General features: G+C 40.1%; 15 protein-coding genes. 9 read left to right on the forward strand and 6 right to left on the reverse strand.

What is annotated here, in order from left to right:
- Positions 1-21: 21 nt before the first annotated feature.
- Together HXT57_RS02475 and HXT57_RS02480 are read left to right on the forward strand one after the other, a co-directional pair.
- A complete protein-coding gene (locus HXT57_RS02475) occupies positions 22-831 on the forward strand; it encodes a nucleoside phosphorylase (RefSeq protein WP_421783675.1) in 810 nt (269 codons plus the stop codon).
- Between the two features lie 248 nt (positions 832-1,079).
- Complete coding sequence (locus HXT57_RS02480; protein ID WP_410311164.1) at positions 1,080-2,846, forward strand: ABC transporter ATP-binding protein; 1,767 nt, start codon at positions 1,080-1,082, stop codon at positions 2,844-2,846.
- Between the two features lie 271 nt (positions 2,847-3,117).
- Here HXT57_RS02480 and HXT57_RS02485 read toward each other — a convergent pair whose 3' ends face one another.
- Together HXT57_RS02485 and HXT57_RS02490 are read right to left on the reverse strand one after the other, a co-directional pair.
- The gene (locus HXT57_RS02485; RefSeq protein ID WP_410310488.1) at positions 3,118-3,444 is read right to left on the reverse strand and encodes a type II toxin-antitoxin system RelE/ParE family toxin; all 327 of its coding nucleotides are present in this window, start codon (positions 3,442-3,444) and stop codon (positions 3,118-3,120) included.
- On the reverse strand, positions 3,431-3,703 hold the full coding sequence (locus HXT57_RS02490) for a type II toxin-antitoxin system Phd/YefM family antitoxin (protein ID WP_410310487.1): 273 nt from the start codon (positions 3,701-3,703) through the stop codon (positions 3,431-3,433). The genes HXT57_RS02485 and HXT57_RS02490 overlap by 14 nt, the downstream gene beginning before the upstream one ends.
- 538 nt (positions 3,704-4,241) lie before the next feature.
- Between HXT57_RS02490 and HXT57_RS02495 the strand changes: the two genes are divergently transcribed.
- Complete coding sequence (locus tag HXT57_RS02495; RefSeq protein WP_415697767.1) at positions 4,242-4,790, forward strand: type IV toxin-antitoxin system AbiEi family antitoxin domain-containing protein; 549 nt, start codon at positions 4,242-4,244, stop codon at positions 4,788-4,790.
- A 90-nt stretch (positions 4,791-4,880) separates the two neighbouring features.
- Complete coding sequence (locus HXT57_RS02500) at positions 4,881-5,630, forward strand: nucleotidyl transferase AbiEii/AbiGii toxin family protein (RefSeq protein ID WP_410310485.1); 750 nt, start codon at positions 4,881-4,883, stop codon at positions 5,628-5,630.
- 219 nt (positions 5,631-5,849) lie between these two features.
- Here HXT57_RS02500 and HXT57_RS02505 read toward each other — a convergent pair whose 3' ends face one another.
- Positions 5,850-7,916: a hypothetical protein gene (locus tag HXT57_RS02505; protein WP_421783678.1), complete on the reverse strand. Its 2,067-nt coding sequence runs from the start codon at positions 7,914-7,916 to the stop codon at positions 5,850-5,852.
- 592 nt (positions 7,917-8,508) lie between these two features.
- The gene (locus HXT57_RS02510) at positions 8,509-9,849 is read right to left on the reverse strand and encodes a Na+/H+ antiporter NhaC family protein (protein ID WP_033888675.1); all 1,341 of its coding nucleotides are present in this window, start codon (positions 9,847-9,849) and stop codon (positions 8,509-8,511) included.
- A 533-nt stretch (positions 9,850-10,382) separates the two neighbouring features.
- Between HXT57_RS02510 and HXT57_RS02515 the strand changes: the two genes are divergently transcribed.
- From HXT57_RS02515 to HXT57_RS02525, 3 genes are all read left to right on the forward strand, one after another.
- Entirely contained in the window at positions 10,383-11,159 is a 777-nt protein-coding gene (locus HXT57_RS02515; protein WP_004110838.1) for an ATP-binding cassette domain-containing protein, read from the forward strand.
- Complete coding sequence (locus tag HXT57_RS02520) at positions 11,149-13,227, forward strand: YhgE/Pip family protein (RefSeq protein WP_421783680.1); 2,079 nt, start codon at positions 11,149-11,151, stop codon at positions 13,225-13,227. The genes HXT57_RS02515 and HXT57_RS02520 overlap by 11 nt, the downstream gene beginning before the upstream one ends.
- Positions 13,228-13,390: 163 nt before the next feature.
- On the forward strand, positions 13,391-14,611 hold the full coding sequence (locus HXT57_RS02525; protein WP_033888676.1) for a hypothetical protein: 1,221 nt from the start codon (positions 13,391-13,393) through the stop codon (positions 14,609-14,611).
- A 185-nt stretch (positions 14,612-14,796) separates the two neighbouring features.
- On the opposite strand, the gene HXT57_RS02530 is transcribed toward HXT57_RS02525, so the two are convergent.
- Positions 14,797-15,921, reverse strand: a complete 1,125-nt coding sequence (locus HXT57_RS02530) for a 4-hydroxybutyrate dehydrogenase (RefSeq protein WP_004110831.1) — start codon at positions 15,919-15,921, stop codon at positions 14,797-14,799.
- A gap of 186 nt (positions 15,922-16,107) precedes the next feature.
- Positions 16,108-17,448, reverse strand: a complete 1,341-nt coding sequence (nox, locus tag HXT57_RS02535; protein ID WP_033888677.1) for a H2O-forming NADH oxidase — start codon at positions 17,446-17,448, stop codon at positions 16,108-16,110.
- A gap of 284 nt (positions 17,449-17,732) precedes the next feature.
- On the opposite strand from nox, the gene HXT57_RS02540 reads away from it, so the two are divergent.
- The gene (locus HXT57_RS02540; RefSeq protein ID WP_004110825.1) at positions 17,733-18,470 is read left to right on the forward strand and encodes a hypothetical protein; all 738 of its coding nucleotides are present in this window, start codon (positions 17,733-17,735) and stop codon (positions 18,468-18,470) included.
- Positions 18,460-21,084: an HAD-IC family P-type ATPase gene (locus HXT57_RS02545; protein ID WP_004110823.1), complete on the forward strand. Its 2,625-nt coding sequence runs from the start codon at positions 18,460-18,462 to the stop codon at positions 21,082-21,084. Before HXT57_RS02540 ends, HXT57_RS02545 begins: the two co-directional genes overlap by 11 nt.
- Positions 21,085-21,117 lie beyond the last annotated feature (33 nt).

A 21,117-nucleotide genomic window follows, 5' to 3' on the forward strand; every position in this document is an offset into this window, starting at 1 on the left:
TCTTATGAAGGAGCTGATTGTATGGCAGAATATGATTTGCCGATTTTAGAGTATGATTCCGATAAAAGTGCAGTTTTAATGCCCAATCACGATAATATTTCTGTTCAGCTTCCATCTAAAGCGGTTTTTGCTTTTTTAGGCGATGAAATCGATCAGTATGCTTTAAGTAGGAAAGCTACGATTGTAGCAAATTTTGAATCTGCAACTAAAGTATATCCAATATATGTTTTGGAAGAAAAAGTAGAGAAAAAAGTAAAGGAAGACGCAAACAGCGAAGTAGAAGAAGAAACTCAAAAAATCTGCTTAGTACAAGCTCCAGTTGGCGCTCCTGCTGCTGTTCAGATCTTAGATTGGTTGATTTCTTACGGCGTTAGGGAAGTTGTTAGTGCTGGTTCTTGTGGGTCGCTAGTTGATTATGCGGAAAACGTTTTTCTGGTTCCGTATAAAGCTTTAAGGGATGAGGGGACTTCTTATCATTATTTGCCTCCAAGTCGTTATGTTGATGTTTCAGAGCGTTCGAGGCGCGCTATTTTGCAAACTTTGCAGGCGCATAATTTGCCTTATCATGAAGTTAAAACGTGGACTACGGATGGGTTCTTCCGTGAGACTAAGACGAAAGTTGCTAATCGTAAGCAGGAGGGATGCGCGGTTGTTGAAATGGAGTGTTCTGCTTTAGTGGCTTGTGCGCAAATGCGTGAGATTGTTTGGGGTGAGATTCTTTACACTGCAGATACTTTGCACGATGTTGAAAATTATGATGAGCGCAATTGGGGCGGGGATTCTAAAGCGTATGCGCTTGAGCTTTGTGTTGAAGCGGTGTTGCGTATTTGATTTGATTTTTTTTTTAACTCTATGCTTATTATTTCTAGCAAGCATTACGTATAAGTGTGTTTAAGCATTTATAGGTGTTATCAAGCAGATAAGCATGACCAATCAGGATAAGTATGATAGTGTGTCTTTCAATACTTAGTAGAGAGTGGATTAGCAATTCGAAAGCGAAAATGCTAGCTGCGAAAATGCTATTAGCGAAAAATAGCAAAAATAGCAAATAGATATAAAGGAAGTGAGAGGTAGCGAGAATGAACAAAACTGACAATACAGCAAATCAGCAATCGCCCGCGAATCAGCAATCATCCAAACTACATCCCGACGTAAAAAATTACGTAAAACTATTTTTCAAGGAAAACAAGCTTGTAGCTTTTCTTTCGATGATAGTTTTTATTTCCTTGTCCATGATTTACACTGCTATTTCTTGGATTTTGCAAATTATTTTCGACTATATGGCAGGTAAAGGAGCTTTCTCTTTAACTACTATTTTGCTGCTTGTTGTTTCCTTTATGCTGGCAATCTCCCTGATTTTCGCGTTGAAGCGCAGCTCGTACCCTCGCTTTCTTGAAAAAGCAATGAATCAGTATAAAGAGTCTGTTATCAAGAAGCTTTTACAGAAGAGTTATAGTGATTTTTCGCTCGCGAATTCCGGCACGTATCTTTCTGTACTTACTAATGATTGTGAGCGTATTCAAGAAAAGTATTTGAAGAAGATTTTTGATTTTGTTCAAGACGTTCTTATGCTTGTAAGCTCTCTGGCTCTTATGATTTATTATAGTCCATTGCTCACTGTTATTGCTCTTATTATTTCTGTGCTTCCAATGGCGTGCTCGATTCTTACAGCTAACGGAATTGCCACTCGCGAGGAGCAGGTTTCCAAGTCGAACGAGTCTTATACAGCCTTAACGAAGGATGTTTTGAACGGCGTTTCGGTTATTAAGAGTTTTAAGGCGGAGCAGGAGGTTATTAACCGTTATCAGAATCAGTCGATGGAGCTTGAGCATACTAAGAATCTTCGCGAAAAAACGATGACTACTGTTTCTGCTCTTGGTACTATTTCAAGTCTTGGAACTCAGCTTGGCGTGATGCTTGTTGGCGCTTGGATGGTTAACGCTCACGTGGGCGTTATTACTGCTGGAATGGTGTTAGCTTTCACTAATTTGATGAATGGCGTGCTTCAGCCTATTGCAAGTCTTCCTCAAATGCTTGGCGAGATGAAGGGTGCTAAGAAGCTTATTAGCAAGATGGCTGATTATATGAGTAATGCTAAGGAAGATTCTGGCGAGATCATTGACGATTCTATTAAAAGCGTTGTTTTGCGCGATGTTTCGTACGCTTATGACGCGGATCATAAAGTCTTGAAAAATGTAAATCTAACTTTGCAAGCTGGAAAATCTTATGCAATAGTAGGACCTTCTGGAGCTGGTAAGAGTAGTTTGATTAATCTGCTTATGGGCTACTACAAGGATTATGAGGGTAGTGTGCAGCTGAATAATCACGAGCTTAGCAATGTGAGCAAGAGTTCGCTTTACGATAAGACTACTCTTATGCAGCAGTCTGTGTTTATGTTTGATGCTTCGATTTTAGATAATATTACGCTTTTTAAGCCGTTCCCGAATGCGGAGGTGAATCGCGTGATTCACTTGGCTGGTTTGGATGATTTGATTGCTGCTAAAGGCAAGGATTATCAGTGTGGCGAGAACGGTAGTCATCTTTCTGGCGGCGAAAAGCAGCGTATTGCTATTGCGCGAAGCTTGCTTAAAAAGTCCGAGATTCTGCTGGTTGACGAGGCAACGAGCGCGCTAGATAACGAGACGAGCGTTAACGTAACGCAGTCTATTTTGGATTTGCAAGGAATTCTTCGACTTGTTGTAACTCACCGCTTGGATGCCAATTCGCTTAAGCAATATGATGAGATTCTTGTGATGAAAAGCGGCGAGCTTATTGAGCGCGGAAGCTTTGAGGAGCTTATGAATCAGAAGGCTTACTTCTACTCGCTTTACACTGTGTCTATGTGAGGCTGTGGAGCTGGTTTGCTTTCAATGCGCTGTGCAATTTAGCGCAATAGATTCTGAGCCCGTGTTAGTAGCCATTAAGTGCGAATTTGCAGTGGCTGGCTACTTTGTTGGTTTAGGCATTTGCAGCGATTGTCTGATTTTGGGTTGGCTATTTGTGTCGGTGAAGAAAATTGCCGTAAATGGCAAAAATATTCACTGACGCTTATTAAATGCGTATCTCGATAAATAGGTATATTCCCAAGTAACAGGTGCGTATCTCAATAACTTTAACTTACAATATGTCAACCCAGTTTTGTCTAGCATGAAGTATTCTATGCACCATAACTGTTTTGTTCTCTTCGCAAATTTTATAGAAGATTACATATTTTTTAACGAAGCATCTCCTAAAGTTTTTGCTACTCAGGTAATCATCGTTCACCAATCGGTATCGATATGGCATTGTAGATAGGCTTGAAACAGTGGCTTCTACGTTATCGAGGAATTCGGATGCTGTAATTGGGGAGTCTAAATTGTGCGCAATGTAATGGACTATGTCTTGCAAATCTTTATGGTAACTTTGCGAAACGATTATTGCGTATTTTGGGTTATTTTGCGCCATTGTTGAGTTCTTCTCTTAAGTCTCGCATTGATTCTTCAAAAGATAATGTGCGATTGTTGTTAAAATCAGACTCGCTTTGAGAGAGTGACCTGTATAGTTCATATTTGCTCATGAACTTGTTGAATAAGTCTATGCTCATTACGGCTAAGTCTCCGCGACCGTTTTTTGTAATGAAAACTGGTTCTTTTGTTTCGTGGCAGAATGTTGATATCTCGTTGTAGTTATTGCGTAAATCTGTGCTTGACTTAATAGTTGGCATCGTGCAAGTCCTTTGAGATGATTGTTATTTTATTGCTTCGGTGGTTGTCTATTTTATTATTTTTTTTTGAATTATCATATCTAGTTTTGTTTTATGTGCATAAATAAATTATTAAATCAGTCTAATGTAATCTAAAGATATTATATGATTATTTCTTTAGATTATTGCATTTATAATTTCGATTTTTGTAAGTCAAGTAGCCATTAAGTGCAAAATTGCAGCGATTGTATAGTTTTGGGGTTTGGGTACTTTGGAGTTTGGGAACTTTGAAGTTTTCTATTGGCTGATTTGTGTTTAGTTACTTTGAGATTTGTTTGCGTATTTGATACGTTTATGCTGATATAATATATGAAATCAGCGTAAATGTGTCATTAAGTAGGTGGGCGGTAATCACAGAACACTATTAGCGTAAATCGTGATAGTAATAGGATAGTAAAATTTAATATAATTCATCCAATCGTGCTAATATAAGTTACAATATATGCACGAAAGGACGGTGAGTGTTATCGCTACAATATTAAACGCTAATGGCAGCAATATGATTACTTTAAAAGAAGCGAAATCTTGCGGACTGTCAAAATATAAGTTTTATAAATTTGTTAAAGATAATGAACTAGAACAGTTAAGCGGTGGAATATACGCGTCTAAAGACTCCTGGGTAGATGAGTTGCTTCTTATTCATAAGCGTTCACCATCTGCTATTTTTTCTCACAACGAAGCTTTCTTTTATCATGGATTGGTTGATATGGAGCCAATTACTCACACTATTACTGTTTATAGTGGTTTTAATGCTCATCGGCTGAAAGCGTCGTGCAATGTGAAAGTTTATAGCGTAAAAAAGGAATTGCTTGAAGTTGGAAAGATTTTAGTTACGGATAATCTCGGTAATAAAGTGCCAATGTATAATCTTGAAAGAACTGTCTGTGACGCGTTTAGAAGCAGAAATTTAATTGAGATTCAGGAATTTAATACAATCTTAAAATCTTATATTGCTAGACCAGACAAAGATCTCAATTTGTTGATGGAATATGCGAAACTTTTTAGAGTAAACAATGTTGTTCGCAGGTATTTTGAGGTGTTACTATAAGTAGGTTTAACGGATGCACAAATAAGAGGTAGAATCAAAAACCTCGCCGAACAAAATAGCGCAGATCCTCGCGTGCTAATGCGTCTTTATATGATGGAACATTACTTAGAGCGTGTGTCAGTTTCAAAATATCGCAACAATTTTATTGTAAAAGGCGGTGTTCTAGTAACATCTTTGCTTGGTATTTCTATGCGATCCACTATGGATATAGATACGACTATTCAAAATTATGATTTATCGATTGAAAATACTAAAAGAATGATTGAAGATATATCACGTATAGAAATAGACGATGGTGTTGATTTTACTATTAAAAGCGTAATGAAGATTATGGATGATATGGAATATCCAGGTATTCGTTTTGCGCTTGATTCGCGTATTGGAAGAATGATAACGCCAATAAAAATTGATGTTTCTACTGGAGCTACTATTACACCACGCGCAATTGAGTATGACTATAAGTTGATGTTGGAAGACCGTTCTATTTCTATTCTTTCTTACAACATTGAAACAGTGTTTGCGGAAAAGCTACAAACCATTTTATCGCGCGGAATTCTTAATACGCGTATGAGAGATTTTTATGATGTTCACGTTTTACTTGTTTCACATAAAAGAGAGGTAGATAGGGAGATTCTTAAGCGTGCTTTTTATGCAACTTGTGAAAATCGTAAAACTGAAAATATTATAGATAATCTTAAATCTATTTATGAAAGTATTGCTTGTGATGAAAGACTTTCTTTATTGTGGTTGTCATATCAGAGTAAATATTCTTATGCTAAAGACATTGATTTTAGCAGTGTGTTACTAAATTTGGATGCATTGTTGAAATTGGTTGAATAGAATTTTGCATTAAAATACTTGAAGTGATTGCTGGCTTTTCTAAATCATTGGGAGACGTGAGATAGCGGCCAATCGTTGTAAATTTGCAGCGATTGGCCACTTTGTGATTGACCACTTTGGGTTGATTGGTTGATTGGTGTTTAAAAATAAACGCCAGGGAGTTTATTTCAACTCTACTGGCGTTTATTAGTTATTTGCATTATTCGCTAGTTGCGTTTTTTACTTGCAGTGTTTGCCGATGCGCGTGCGTTTAAGCGAAAGCGCGCCGAAGGCAGAAAGCAAGAATGCTAATCCAGTACCTGCAATGGTTGAGGTTGCAGAACCGGTGCGTGCGAGCGGTTCGTGTGTTTGTGGAGCTGGTACTCCTTCAGCAATCTTTTCTTGCACTGGTTCCGGTTCTGGTTCCGAAATTATAGGCACTGGGATAGGCTCAGGCTTCGGCTCTGGAGTTGTAACAGGAGTTGGTTCTGGTTCCGGTTTTGGTGTTGGTGGAACAACAGGTGGTTTTGGAGGTTCTGGTTTAGGTGGTTCCGGTTTTGGTGGTTCCGGTTTTGGTGGTTCCGGCTTCGGAGCTGGTTTAGGATCAGGCTGTATAACATCAAAGAAAGCATTAATAAAAGCTACGTGCTTCGCATTGTTCTTCTCATGTAATGTTATACCCGGCTCATAGGTATAATTTGGTGTTTCCAATAGGCTAAGAGTCGTTGGAAGGTTATCCAACTTAGACCCATCAGTGTTATAAGAATCCCCAACCTGAGCATCTGCGTTAGCCGTAAATGTAATCGAATAATCCGTATGCAAAACATACGACACATTCATATCCATAAAAGACGTCTGCCGATTTCGAGTAAAAAGAACCTTTGTTATCGTAGATTCGTGTGGCTCTGGATTCAGCACCTTCATAAACTCATCGGTAATGTCCTTAATTGGCTTACGATTTTCATCTACCAGATAAAACTTGAGTGGAATTGTTTTTGTTTCGCCCGGCTTGAGATAAATTGGACCATCAGCATACATGGCGGTTACTGTCTTGCTAACATTATTGTCGCCAAGATCACTAAATTTATACTGCTGGTTTGTTTTAGGATTAGTTCCAGCTGTGCCTTCAAAAATATCATTCCTATTTTTATAAGCCTTGAATTTCTTCAATTCTCCTACTGCCATATAGTCTGAGCCATCTTTACCTTTATGGATTGCTGCTATATACACAGGAATTTCGCGGCTTTTTTCATCGTTCTTCCAAGTAAAAGTAGGCGTGCCATCAAAATTCTTATTCAGAAAGTCGTAGCTCAAGCCGTCCAGTCCTACGCCGCCGACTTTTTGTTCAAGGTTATATTTTGCAAAGGTATACGTTCCAATTGTTGTTTTATTAATTGAGTCCCACATCTCCTTCGAATTTTGATCTTTGAAGAACCAAGGCGTTTCTTTAATGTTTTCTTCTGTTGTTTTTCTGCCATTCGTGATTTTTAGTGTAATGTTGCTGAATTTTCTTGCGGAAATGGCTTTACCGTTTTCTGTAAACGCCGCAGCATCTGTCATTGTCAACGCGTTCGTATCTGGATTGTAACTAAGATACTTAGCGTACATCCTCATTTGTGACGTATCAGAATTTTTATTATTGTTTATCACTTGCCACTGAATCTGCTCGCCGTCCTTATTTGCAGTTCCAGATACCAACACATTGGCATCGGTCTCAGATGGATTTGGCTGCGGTTCTGGTGTAACAGGCGGTTTCGGCGTTGGTGGAACAACAGGTGTCTGCGGCTTATTTACCGTAAATTCCCTCAATTTACTCAGTGTTACATAGTCCGAATCAGTACCCTTGTGTGTCGTAGCCATATATACAGGAATCGTACGGCTTGTTTCGCCTTCTTCCCAGTCCATAACTGTTGGTGTACCCAAAACTTGACGCGAATTAAAATCATAAGTCAGACCGCTTAAGCCTTCTCCACCAATAACTTGCGACAGGCCGAGTTTTGGCCAACTATGTGAACCAATTGAATAATCATTGATTTCGTTCCAAAGGTCGCTTGAATGTTGATCCTTATAAATCCATGGCGTTTCTTTAACACTGCTTACAGTACTTTTTGCGCCATTACCGTCTGTAACTTGCAGCGTAACGTTATTGTATTTCCTTGCCATAACGTTCGATGCTTCGCCACTAACTGACGTGCCACTTTCGTTTGCAACTAATTGCTGCTTATCGGCGTCATAGTTCAATCGCTTGCCATATTCGCGCGTCAACGTAGCATTCGCGTCTTTAGCACTTGCATTATTATCCGTCACTTGCCACTGAATCTGCTTGTCGTCCTTAGTTGCAGTTCCAGATGCTAATGTGCTGAACTGTGCATCTTGCTGGACAGTTTTACCTGCTGTTGCAACAGTCGTGTTTACTGAATCAACAGTGGCTTCGCGATTTTTGTTATCAGCTTTGTTATTTTTAGTTACTTTATTATTGTTTAAATCATTTTGATTAGTGAGATTGGCAGGGGGGGGGTAGTTGTTTTTATGTTACTTGCATCAGTACTAGCAGCGTAAGCGGTTTGGCTCATGCATACTGCGCAAGCTGCTGTGGCGATACCCATCATGGTTGAAGTCAGAATAATTTTCGCTGCCTTATTCATAAAACACCCAACTCTCTAATCAACTACCTAATCAGCTATCTAATTAGCTTCTTAAATAAACTTTTGTTATTTTGTTTAAAAAATATAACAAATATACAATTGTATATTACTTTATAATAATCTTAATAAAAAATAAAAGTGTTTATCGATAATTTTATCAATAAACACTTTTGTGTTTCGAAATACTTCTATTTTCGATTAAAAATTTAGCTAAATAATCTGAGATATTAGCAGCTAATCTCGGAAATAATCTGCTAAATAAACTGCGATATTACAATGCCGGCAGCCATAAGCGGAATATTGAAAATAAGGAACGTTGGAACGCAAGTATCCCAAATATGACTATGCTGACCGTCCGCGTTTAAGCCGGAAGTAGGCCCAAGCGTAGTATCGGAAGCAGGGGAGCCTGCGTCTCCGAGAGCTGCAGCGGAAGACATAAGAAGAATCGTTGCGGGAGTGCTGAAACCAATGCTCTGGCACAGTGGCACGAACAAAACAGCAAGAATAGGAACCGTGCCAAACGAAGTGCCAATGCCCATAGTCACAAGCAAACCAATAAGCGTAATAACAAATGCGGCAACAAGTTTGTTCTGTCCCATAGAAGCTACGCCAAAGTTTACAAGCTCCTCAACTCCGCCTGTCGCTTGGATCACGTTAGCATATCCGCCCGCAATGAGCATCACAAATGCAATAAGACCCATGAGTTTTACGCCGCCAGTAAGCTGATTGTCAATGTCATTCCACTTTATTGCTCCAAAAATAATCATGGTTGCAAGACCTGCAATAGACGAAAGCGAAAGATCCTTACTGATAACTTGCACTACTACAACAACAATAATTGCGAGAATAGTTACATAATGGCGTAGATTAAGAGGTCCGACAACGGCATCGGCTGCGCGAGTGTCAGTTTCTGTAGTTTTGTATTCGCGAGGTTTTCTGTAAAGCACAAATACAGCAAAAAGTAGTGATGCAAACATTGCAAGACCTAAATACCAGTTCACAGCACTAACGTCTGCAACACTAACCTTCATGCCATTTTTAGAAAGATTCGTAGCAATAACAGTTTGGAAAATAAGACCAAAGCCAAATGGAATAGCGATATACGGAACTTCAAGACCGAAAGCAGTGCAGCATGCTGCAGCTCGGCGGTCAAGCTTCATCTTATTCATAACTCTCAAAATAGGCGGAATAAGAATAGGAATATAAGCAATGTGAACCGGCACAATATTTTGAGACATGCATGCAATAATAGTTAGTACCGCAAGTAGAGCGTACTTTTTCATGCCAATAATTGAGCTAATTTTTTTAGAAATAATTTGAGCTAAGCCTGTTGCGGTAATTGCTTCCGCAAAAGTTCCAAGAAGAATGTAGGCTAAAGCGGTTTGTGAGTTGGTGGAGAAACCGTCGCAAAGCAAAGCCATAATTGTGTGATTTCCGTCACCAAAAAGAGGAAGATGACCGGCAATGCCACCTGCAATGCAAGCTATAATCATTGCTAGCAAAACATTAAGTTTTGCAAGACTAAGCGCGCATAGCACTACAACCGACACAATAACCGGATTAAATATGATATTTAAAATTTGCAAACCTAGCATGCCGTTCACCCCTTCAAATGCTTGAATGTTAATGTATTGTTTGAAGCAATACGTTTTATTTCGTATTGCTTACGCTTGTATTTTTGCATATGTATTCTTACATATGTATTTCTTACATTTAGTAATTAAAGACAATATAGCATGGAAGTGTTTACAACATGTTTCTTGAGTGAATATAAAATATAAACAATTAAATAAAAAAATTAGTGTAACTCAACAATTGTTTGCACAAAAGAGTATTCTAAATGATTAGTGGTGAAGAATTGATAAATCACCAAATGTTCGGTTTTACACCGTTTTATTGCAGTATTGCAACGTGAGTTTACTGCTGAAAAGTGGCGATAAAGCAATGCGAAAATTAAAAATTGTTTTGCTAATTGTGAAGATCTAAAAATAAGCAGTAAACAATAAACAACAAACTGAAAAACTAAAAAACTGAAAATAAGTTATTTAGAGTATTTAGAGTAAGGAGGAATGCCTGGCGCTCTAAGTAAAAAGGATATTACGACATATCTTAATTACAAGCGTCAAACATGCAAATTATGAAAGATAGTAAAACACTTTTAGAAGCTAAAGAATTAGGCTTACAAATATTTAGAAGAACACCATTTTGGGACGTATCGTTAAAAGTAGAGCCTCATCAAATCGTTGCAATATCAGGTGAACACGGCTCTGGAAAATCAGCTTTGCTGCTTGCACTGTCTGGTTATATGAAATTTACGAACGGAACTCTTACTATTGCGGACTCAACTCTTCCTAACGATTTTAAAAAATCACGTAAATATGTGGGATTGGGATTATTCAACGGAATTAACGAATTCTACAAAATGCAAACAATAGAAGAAGCTTTGATGAGTGAGCTAAAACTCGCATCATCTTCGCCACTATTTCGCGAACAGTATAAAAATGATGTAAAAAATCGCGAAGCATTGCGCCAATACGCGTACAATCTTCTTGCTCAATGGAAAGTATTTTCTCCTCACAAAACAGCAATAGGAGAGTTGACTCCGTGCGAGCGCATGCGTTTGGCAATTGCGTTGGCATTATTAAAGCAACCGTGGCTGCTATTTGTTGATGGAATTGAGACGGAGCTTACTAGTGAGCAACGCGAATGCTTACTTTCCGATATTCGCGAATATGTTAGCAAAAACTACTGCTCCTGCCTTGTTGGAGTTTTGCAAAGTGAGTTAGAAAAGCAAGCGGATCAAGTCTTAAGACTTATGCCAAATAATGAGAAAACAGAAAATTCTCATACTGATTCTCAACTTGCTACAAGTGAAGCAAACGGTGGTGAAAACAATGCACGTTAGTACTATTGCTCTTGCATTTCGTGAGATTAACAATACGATGAAAGGAAAAGCTCGAAAGCTTGTTATTGGAACCGTAGCTTTGATTCCACTTTTATACGGATCGCTTTACTTATGGGCATTTACAAATCCTTATAAGACTTTGGATACTGTGCCTGTGGCTGTTGTTGTTGAAGACAATGGCGCTATGATTAACGGCAAAATGCGAAACATTGGAAACGAAATCAAAACTCGTTTAAAGAATCAAAAAGACGGTAGTGAAGGTTTCCAATGGAATTTTGTAAATAGTGCTGAAGCAAATAAGGGCCTTAAAAATGGCAACTATTTTATGGTAGCAACTATTCCAGCTTCCTTTAGTAAGTGCATTGCTTCCGCGCAATACGATACTCCAACTAAAGCAAAACTTCACGTAAAGTACGATCAAGCAAGCAATATGCTGGCTTCACAAATTGGTAAAACTGCTTTCCGCACTATGCGTACTGAGATTAGCGAGGCGATTGCTCAAGAGTATTGGGAGCACATGTTTGCGAAAGTTAATTCAGCTTCCGATTCTCTTGGTGCTGCTGCAAACGGTGCTGGAGCATTGCATGAAGGTTCAAAGTCTTTGCAAGGCGGAATAAATAAGCTTGCAGATGGGTCGAATAAACTTTCGCAATCTTTGCAAAAACTTCAAGGCGGATTAGGGGAGCTTCAAAAAGGCGCGAATACGCTAACTGAAGCCAATGCTCGCAGCAAAGAAGGAGCTCAATATCTTGCACAAAAAACGCAAGATTTAGCAAACGGAGCCCAACAGTTAAGCGAAGGAACGCAAAGGCTATCGGCAGCGACAAGCGAATTCTATGAAGGAGCTCAAAAGCTTGCAGCTTCAAGCAACGAATTAGAAGAACATGTTAAAGCTGGAAACGCTGAAACAAAAGCACAAATTACTGGTCTTCTTATGCAAGCGCAAAACCCAGCAGTAACAAAGGAAGACGTGCTTGCTAATTTGCAAAGATTGGCAGAAGGATTAGGTGAAAATTCTAATCTTCTAGAAACAAATCTTTCTGCTTTAAGCGCTGGAGCAGACAAGCTTTCTGCAGGGAGCTTGCAAATAAAGGGCGGTGCTGACGCTCTTATGCAAGGCATGGAGAAAGTTAATGTTGGTTCAGATAAGTTAGTTGCTGGCACAAATAAGCTTGCTGACGGTTTGGCTCAAGTAAGTAACGGTAGCGAGAAACTAAATAGTGGCGTGAATGAAGCTGCACAAGGTTCTGCGAAAATAGTGAACGGTTCTGATCAGCTTAATTCCGGCGCTAAGAAGCTATCTGATAACACTCCAAAGCTTGTTGATGGTACTAAGAAATTGCATGACGGGCTTAAAGATGCTCAAAAGTCTGGAAAAGTAAACGGTATTGTTCAAAAAAGTAAGATGATGAGCGCACCAGTTTCCTTGGAGGAGCACGAGTATTCGCACGTTGAAAACTATGGAACTGGTTTTGCTCCTTACTTTATTTCTATCGCCCTTTGGGTTGGTGCTCTTATGACAACATTCGTTTTGAGAGTTATGGATAGGCGAGCGATACTAAACGGCATGAATCCGCTTAAAAGCGCGCTTATTAGCTTGATGCCGTTTGTGATTATGGGCGTTTCGCAAGCGATTATTCTTATGGGCGTTGTTCAAGGAGCGTTGAAGTTCCAAATCGATAATGTTGTTGCATTCTACGCGCTGGGGATTCTAGCGTCAATAGTCTTTATGGCTATAATGCAAATGATTATGGTGGTGTTCCGCATGCCAGGGCGAATAGTTGCGATTGTGCTACTTATGTTGCAAATCACAAGCTCTGCAGGAACGTTCCCAGTACAAATGACGCCGGCATTCTTTAGAGCTGTTCACCCATATTTGCCAATGACGTACTCGATTATGGGGTTGCGTCAAGCAATGTCTGGAAAGAACAGTGGTGAAATAGTTTCAGGCATTGGAATGCTTGTGCTTTTCGGCGTTATTGCGATTGCCATAACAAGCATTGCCTTCCGCATGAAGCGTACTGTAAAAATGTTTGATTTGCATCCTGTAATAACGCTTGATGCATAAGCGTTGCTTATCTAATACTAGCCTGCGTAAGAGTGAATAGCTTTTGCGCAGGCTTTTTATATTTAATTAACCTAAATTTACGCAGTTTTTAAATATTACAATTTAGTATTAGAATATTTAACTTACTTGCTAATAATTAGTTAAAGCTTGAGAAGGGGTGGTTATGCCTAATGAAATTATGTTGAAGCTAAAAAAATTTATTGCGTTAGTACTCTCGCTATTTCTTTTCGTACCATTATGTGCTGGATGCTCGAACCAAAAGGGCGCGAATACAAAAGCTGCTGATAATGCAAAAAAAGTTAACATTATTAATGCAAAAGTAGCAGCTTTATATAAAAAAGTTTTAGCAAACGCTGATAAATATAACTTTAATGAAGCTGATTCAGAAATTGATGCTAGCCAAAGTAAGTATTCTTACGCGTTAGTAAATATGAGCGATAGGGATATTCCGGAGCTTGTTTTGCGGAAAAATTTGGAAGGTCTGTCACTGCTGAAGTTTTTTGCTGCAAATAAAGATTACAGTGACGTTGTTTCTTCAAATGATTTAATTTGCGATGGCGCTAGAGACATTGGCGGTTTTAGAGCTGTAGTATCGCAATACGCAGACAGCAATTCATTAAGATATGTTGAGTGGTCTTCTGGAACAGGGGATACTGAGGCTTATAAGGTGACTATGAATATTGCTGACAGCAATCCTATTAAAGAAGAAAAATACTGGTCTGGAATAATCACTGATCTTCCTAAACAGAATATAAAAGATATTAATTTTGTCAGTACAGATGACACTACACTTCTCGACAATTTGGCAAAAACTGAAGATAATATTTATGAGAAAACCGTAAGTAATAAAGGCAGTGACTCTAATTCAGAGGATAAGGATTCTAAGAAGGCCGAAAAGAAGTCTGATAAGAAGTCTGACAAGAAGGCTAGTAAGAAAGCTGATTCTAAGAAATCCGCTAGTAGTGAATCTTTAGATAGCAAAATTAAAGCTGAAAAAGCAAGCGGAAGGCAGGTAGTTTCTGGAACTGTGAAGGTTTTGTCATACAACAAGGTTCTTGAATTGCAAAATATGCTAGATCCTAGTCAGGGATATTCAGATCCTAGTCCGGGATATTCAGATCCTAATCAAACTTTCATGATTCTTATTCTGGATAATAAAACCAGCGTTACTTTGCGTCAAATCGGAGATATGCGCAAGCCACCTTATCCTAGCGATGCGAGAATGTTGGCGTTTGACGATGGTAGTCAAGCTAAACAAATTATGGAGAAGTATGTGAATAAGAAAGTTTATGTGAGTTTTACGGTAGACGATGGATTCTTCCCTTCGGATGCTGGATTGCCTTTAGGTGAGCCTCATTTTCAAAATATTAAAGTTATTGAATAGTTATTGTTCAATTATAAATAGTTGAAATAGTTGCGATAAATAAAATAAATAAAATAAATAAAATAAAGACCCCACATTTATTTGTGGGGTCTTTTGTTATTTTGCTTTCGTTTTATTCTGAAAAACTAGTAAAACATAATTAAAGTCAACAAATTCCAGAAAGTAAGTTTGCTAGAAATCTGTTTTTAGAAAGTAGATGCGTAAACTTCAGCAATAGCATCTTCGCTCATATGCATGTAGGAATTCTTCAAAAGTCGCTGCTGCTCTTTGACAACGCTTGCAGCCCAACTTTGAATCATATCCTCGGTCATGCCATACTCGTGAAGCTTGTGCTTAGGAAGAATCGTGTTAAGAACTTCGTCAAGCTTATTTAATACGTCTGTTTTCTGGCATTCAAGAATATTTGCCATAAAGTCAAAAAGCTTAGAAAGCTCAGTGTTTTCTGCGTTATTCTCGTCGTGCTTAGCATAGTATCGCAAAACGCTTGTAAGAAGAGCTGCATTCGTTTCGCCGTGAGCCACGTGGAAAGTTCCACCAAGCGGATAAGCCATCGCGTGAACGCAACCGCAGCCAGCGTTACCAAACGCAATACCAGCGTAAAGACTTGCCGAAACCAAGTCGCTTACAACTTGGCTTTTTGTGCTGCTGCCTTCTTTAACAACTCGCATATAACTTTGCAAAATAAGCCCGCAAGCCTTGTAACTAAACATTTTTGTAAGCTCGGTTGCAATAGGAGAAAGTGTGGACTCAATCGAATGCGTAAGAGCGTCAATAGAGCTGGTTGCAAAAACGTAATCAGGCAGGCTCTTTAACAATTCTGGAATAAGAACAGCGTCCGTAGCATAGCAAGCATCGTTCGCCAAACCCTTCTTGGTATTGCGCTTAGTAAGCGAGAACACCGCAACGTTCGTAACTTCGGAGCCAGTGCCGCAAGTAGTTGGAACAAGAATAAGATCCGCGCCTTTTTGTGCAGGAATCTTGCCGTCAACCAAGTCTTCAAGCGGGCTTGTTTGCTTCAATGCACAAACCTTCGAAATATCCAAAACAGTGCCGCCGCCAATGCCAATCACGCGCTTTGGAGTAGTGTGAATGTCACTAACAATCGCACCAACCATTGCGTCGCTCGGCTCGCCTTTGCCGTACTTTTCTTGGAAAATCACGTCGCAATCAAGATTCAAATCGCCAAAATAAGGCTCCCAAATGTACTGGTTTGTAATAACCAAATCGCCCTTGCTGAGCTTGAATTCTTGCGCGAAGTCGCGTGCGTTCTCGAACTTATGAATAGTTGGTTTAATAGAAAGCTGCTTCATCCCAGACTCCTTTGTTTTAATCTGCATGTCTTATGCTAATAGTGCGCGTTTTGTGCGCTCTTTTGTGCGCGGATGATTAAAAAACCAAGCAACTGCTCCATTATAGAACAGATTGCTTGGTTTAATAAATGCGATTTAAGCTAATCAGAAAAAGTGATTCAGCCTAAGCTAATCAGCAAAGTTTAATCATCCCTTCAACAAAGCCGTGTAAGCAGCCATCGTAATGTAGTTGTACGGCTGGTTGAAGTGAGGCATGAAGAAGATGTCGCACAAAGCAAGCTCTTTAATCGTGACCTTCTTTTGAATAGCCAGCGAGAACAGGTGAATTGCGGCAGACATATCGTAGTTAGAAGCCAACTGGCATCCAACAATAACCTTCGTATCCTTCTTGTAAACGATGCGAATCTTCACCTTTGGATTCTCAACTTCCATAAACGCAGGCTTTTGAGTATCCTCAAAATCAACGTAATCAACGTCCATGCCCTCTTTTTGAGCGGCAGTCAAGCTCAAGCCAGTGCAAACAAGCTTGTAATCGTAAATCATCATTGCGCTAGAGCCTTGCACACCCTCGGTTTCTACAGGAGTTCCGCAAACGTTGTGACCTGCAATCAAGCCGCTTCGAACGGCGTTAGTAGCGAGCGCAATGTAGTTCACGCGGTCTCGAGCATTGTCGTAGATTGTAGCGCAGTCGCCGATTGCGTACACGTCTGGATCGGAAGTTTGCTGCTTCTTGTCAACAAGGAAAGCGCCGTTAGCATACTGCTTTAAGTGATCTTTGCCGAGCGCAACGTTTGGGTGGAAGCCAATAGCGCAAATCACCATGTCGGCTTCGTAAGTGCCTTTGCTTGTTTTAACAGCCTTGACTTCAGTGTCTCCAACAATTTCTTCAACAGTTTGACCAAGTTCAAACTTAATGCCTTTATTCTCCATAATTTGCTTCAAATTATCGGAAAACTCTGGGTCAAAGTATCCATTAAGAATATGGTCTTCCATGTCAATAAGAGTTACATTCTTGCCAAGGCGCTTAAAAGCTTCCGCAAGTTCCACGCCAATGTAGCCTCCGCCAAGAACAACGACGTTACGGAAATCGCGCTCTTGAAGCTTAGCGATAACAGTTTGAGCATTCTGGAAAAGCTTTACCATTTGCACGTTTTCCAAGTCAATGCCCTTAATGCGAGGCTTGTTTGGAAGGCTGCCGGTAGCAAGAACCAGCTTGTCGTAAGAATCGTGAATAACAGTGCCGTCTTTAAGTTCGACTGTTACTTCTTTCTTTGCGTAATCAATGTCAAGAACTTTGCTTTCAAGATTTACCTTAGCGCCTTTTTTAACGAAATCTTCTGGCTTCTGATAGAACAGTCCGTCGCTGCTTTGAATTTGCTTGCCAATCCACAAAGCCATGCCGCAACCAAGGAAGGAAATATTACTATTCTGATCGTAAATTGTAAGCTCGTTTCCTGGGTAGCTCAAAATGGTGTTAGCGCAGGCAGTGCCGGCGTGATTTGCGCCAATCTGAATGATCTTCGTCATCGGTAATCTCTTTTCGTCGTTGAATCTAGTTTTAATTTTGTTTATTTCTGTTGAATTCTGCTGAAATTAATTTAATTTAGTTTAATTTAATTCCGCTAAATTCTGTTGAAATTATTGTATGTGCTTCAACTGCTTTGTTTAATTCACGCTGCGGCGCGAATGCACATCCAATGCACAATACTATTACACGAATGCGAGTCTTACCAATTTTGATTTTGTGCGTGTTGTGGAGGAGTTTACCCCCGAAACAACCACTTATGTTGAAGGTGTGGTATAAAAGTCTTATGTTTTCTAAACGCGCTATTACCATTTTTGCGGCTGCTGTCGTAACTGCTTTAACGTTGGGTACGTTGAGTGCTTGCGAGCCGCAGGGTAAAGCCGTTGGTAGCACTGGTCGCGCTGGAGACATAATTCACGACGGCATAGATATTAATGACATCCATTTGCTGGTCATTGGTTCAAAATTAGCTGCGCTTGATGACGAAGTTATGAAGCATTGTAAAACGTCAAAATTGAGTGCTTCTTATGTGCCGCTATCAAATGTTGTTAATCCTAACGAAGCGGCTCAGCAAGCTATTCGCGCTGCAAGCGAGCAACCTGTTTCATTAATACTTATAGACGCGCTCGACGTGACAGGCGTTGACGACCTGCATAATGATAATAATCAACCTAATATAAAAGAGAATAACAAGCTTAATAACAGCACTCGCAATAAACAAAACGAAAGCAAAGCATGGATTTCTGCGCTGCAATACGTGCGTTACGCTGGAGTGCCAGTTGCGTTAATAAATCCTGTAAAAGCACCAAAAGACGCAACTTTATACGCAGCTACTTTGTATTTTGATAGCGATGGAAGTGGAATTGGAAAAAATATTCATGAATCTTATTTATCAAAAAATAGCGAATCTTTAAACAATAAAAGCAATAAATCAAAATTTGAGCGTTCGTCTTTGCTAAGCATCGTTCGAGCAATAATCGACAATACACCGCATAGTAGGGAAGTGATTATAAATGACAAATAACGAACAAAACGCAATGGCATCTACAGAAATTAGCAAAAATAACGCTATTGCGGTGCTTCCTAAAGTAGAAGTTTCTGGTTTGAGCACAGAAGAAGTTGCAGAGGCAGTCTCTCGCGGAGATGTGAATATTACTTCTAAGCAGACTTCTCGCTCTTTAATGGATATTGTGCGCGCGAACGTGTTTACATTGTTTAACGCGATTATTTTCACAGCAATGGTTGTTGTGCTTGCCACTGGTTCGTGGAAGGATGCTGTTTTTGGTGTGGTAATTCTGGTAAATACTGGAATTGGCATTGTGACTGAATTAAAAGCAAAGCGCACTTTGGATAGGCTTTCTATACTTGTGGCGTCTTACGCAATGGTTCGTAGAGGCGGAGAAAATATTGAGATTGCGCACAAAGATATTGTGCTTGGAGATATTTTGTGGCTTAGGGCTGGTGAACAAGTTCCTGCAGATGTAGAAGTGCTGGAATCGTGGGGCTTAGAAATGGACGAGTCCATGCTCACGGGCGAGTCTGCTACAGTTCGAAAAGCAAAAGGTGATAACGTTTATTCCGGATCTACTGCAGTTTCTGGAATGGCTTTAACGCGTGTTACTGCCGTAGGAGAGCACAGTTATGCGGCAAAATTGGCGGCGCAAGCGAAAGTTTATACCAAAACAATTTCCGACTTAAGCCGTGGAATTAACACGATTTTGAAGTATATGACGATGGTTGTGGTGCCTTTGTGTGTGCTGCTTGTGTGGTCGCAAATGCACAAGGTTGGCGGATTTGTTGAAGCTTGGCAGACTGGTGCTTGGAGGGGAGCTGTTGTTTCTGCTGTTGCAGGCGTTGTTGGCATGATTCCAGAAGGATTGGTTCTTCTTACTTCGCTTAATTTTGCGGTGGCTGCTATGCGGCTTGCTCGTAAGCAAACGTTAGTTCAGGAGTTGGAATCTGTAGAAACTTTAGCGCGCGTAGACTGCTTGAATCTGGACAAAACTGGCACTATAACCGACGGTGGTATTGCATTCGTTGGCGTGGAAAATCTAGATAATAGTGGTGCCGAAATATCTTTGCAGACCAACTTGCAAACCAATCAAGCTTTATTCGACTTATCAAATGAAGAAAATCCGAACGCAACAGGTGTTGCGATTATGGAAGGGCTTGGCTCTAAAGGAGTTGCAGCTAGCCAGCATGTATCTAACCGTCTTCCATTCTCTTCTGCTAGAAAGTGGAGTGCGGTGCAATATGCGAAAAGCAGCGGAGAACATGAAACTTGGTATATGGGTGCTCCGGAAGTATTGCTAAGCGCGATTAATTATGCAAATTCTAATGAACTTTTAGCGAAAGTTAATTCTTATGCGGAGCAAGGTGAGCGCGTGCTGCTGCTTGCAAAAGTAAGTAGCGAAAGTAGTACTGTAAGTAGCGTCGATAGTAGCAGCTTAAGTAGCGTAACAGAAACAGATAAAACTTTTGGCGATTCTCCAACTATTTGCGTAAATGCTCATCCTATTGCTTTAGTTCGCTGCTCTGAGCGTATTCGTGACGATGCTCGCAAAACGCTTAAATGGTTCCGTGAGCAGGGTGTGCGTTGCCGCGTAATTTCGGGAGATAACCCTACAACAGTTGCGGCTGTTGCTGCAAAAGTTGGCTTAACAGGAGATCGCAAGCCTGTTGCAATGGACGCTAGAAAATTGCCAGAAGATATTAACGAATTGGCTAAAGTGCTTGAAAATGTGGATGTGCTTGGGCGCGTGCTTCCTCATCAAAAGAAAGCGATTGTTCAGGCGCTTCATACTCAAGGTCATGTTGTTGCTATGACTGGTGATGGCGTGAACGATACTTTGGCTCTTAAAGAAGCTGATTTGGGCGTTGCTATGGGCAATGCTGCTCCTGCTGCAAAAGCTGTAGCTCAAGTGGTTCTTGTTGATTCGCGATTCTCGCATTTGCCGGATGTTGTGGCTCGCGGTAGGCAAGTGATGGCAAATATGGAACGTGTGGCTGGCTTATTCCTTGTAAAAACTGTTTATTCTGCGCTTATTTCTGCAGGAGTTGTGCTTCTAGCGTTGCACTTCCCGTATTTGCCTCGTCACATTACTTATATTGGTTCTTTAACTATTGGTATTCCAGCATTTTTGCTCGCTCTTGCGCCTAATACTTGTCGATACATTCCAGGTTTCTTGAAGCGAGTTGTTCGTTTTGCTGTTCCTAGCGGATTTGCTATAGCTGCTTCTGTGCTCGCTACTGCTGTTATAGCTCCGCGAGTTTTGGGATTAAATCTTGACGATGTTGTTGCAAATAATTTGATAGCATCTCGTTTTATTGTCTCAAACGTGCAAGCTTTGGCAACTACTCGCAGTATTTGTTCCGTAATCGTATTTGTTCTCGGCATACTCGTGCTTGCAAGCGTTGCCAAGCCGTTGCGCTCGTGGAGAGGAATTATGGTTGCGCTATTTGCTGCAGCTGGAGTTGCTGGAGCTTTTATATCGTTTACTGCAAAATTCTTCGAAATTCACGTGCCGACTGCAGGAAGCGCGTTTACTGTAATGCTTATAGCTGTTGTTTTAGCTGTAATCTTATGGTTTGTGTGCGTGAGTTTAGCAAACTTGTTATCTAAACAAAGTAAGAAGTGAACAATCTAACATATTTCTCATGTAATTAGTGTG

The organism is Gardnerella sp. KA00771 (assembly GCF_049244045.1).
Classification (GTDB): domain Bacteria; phylum Actinomycetota; class Actinomycetes; order Actinomycetales; family Bifidobacteriaceae; genus Bifidobacterium; species Bifidobacterium swidsinskii.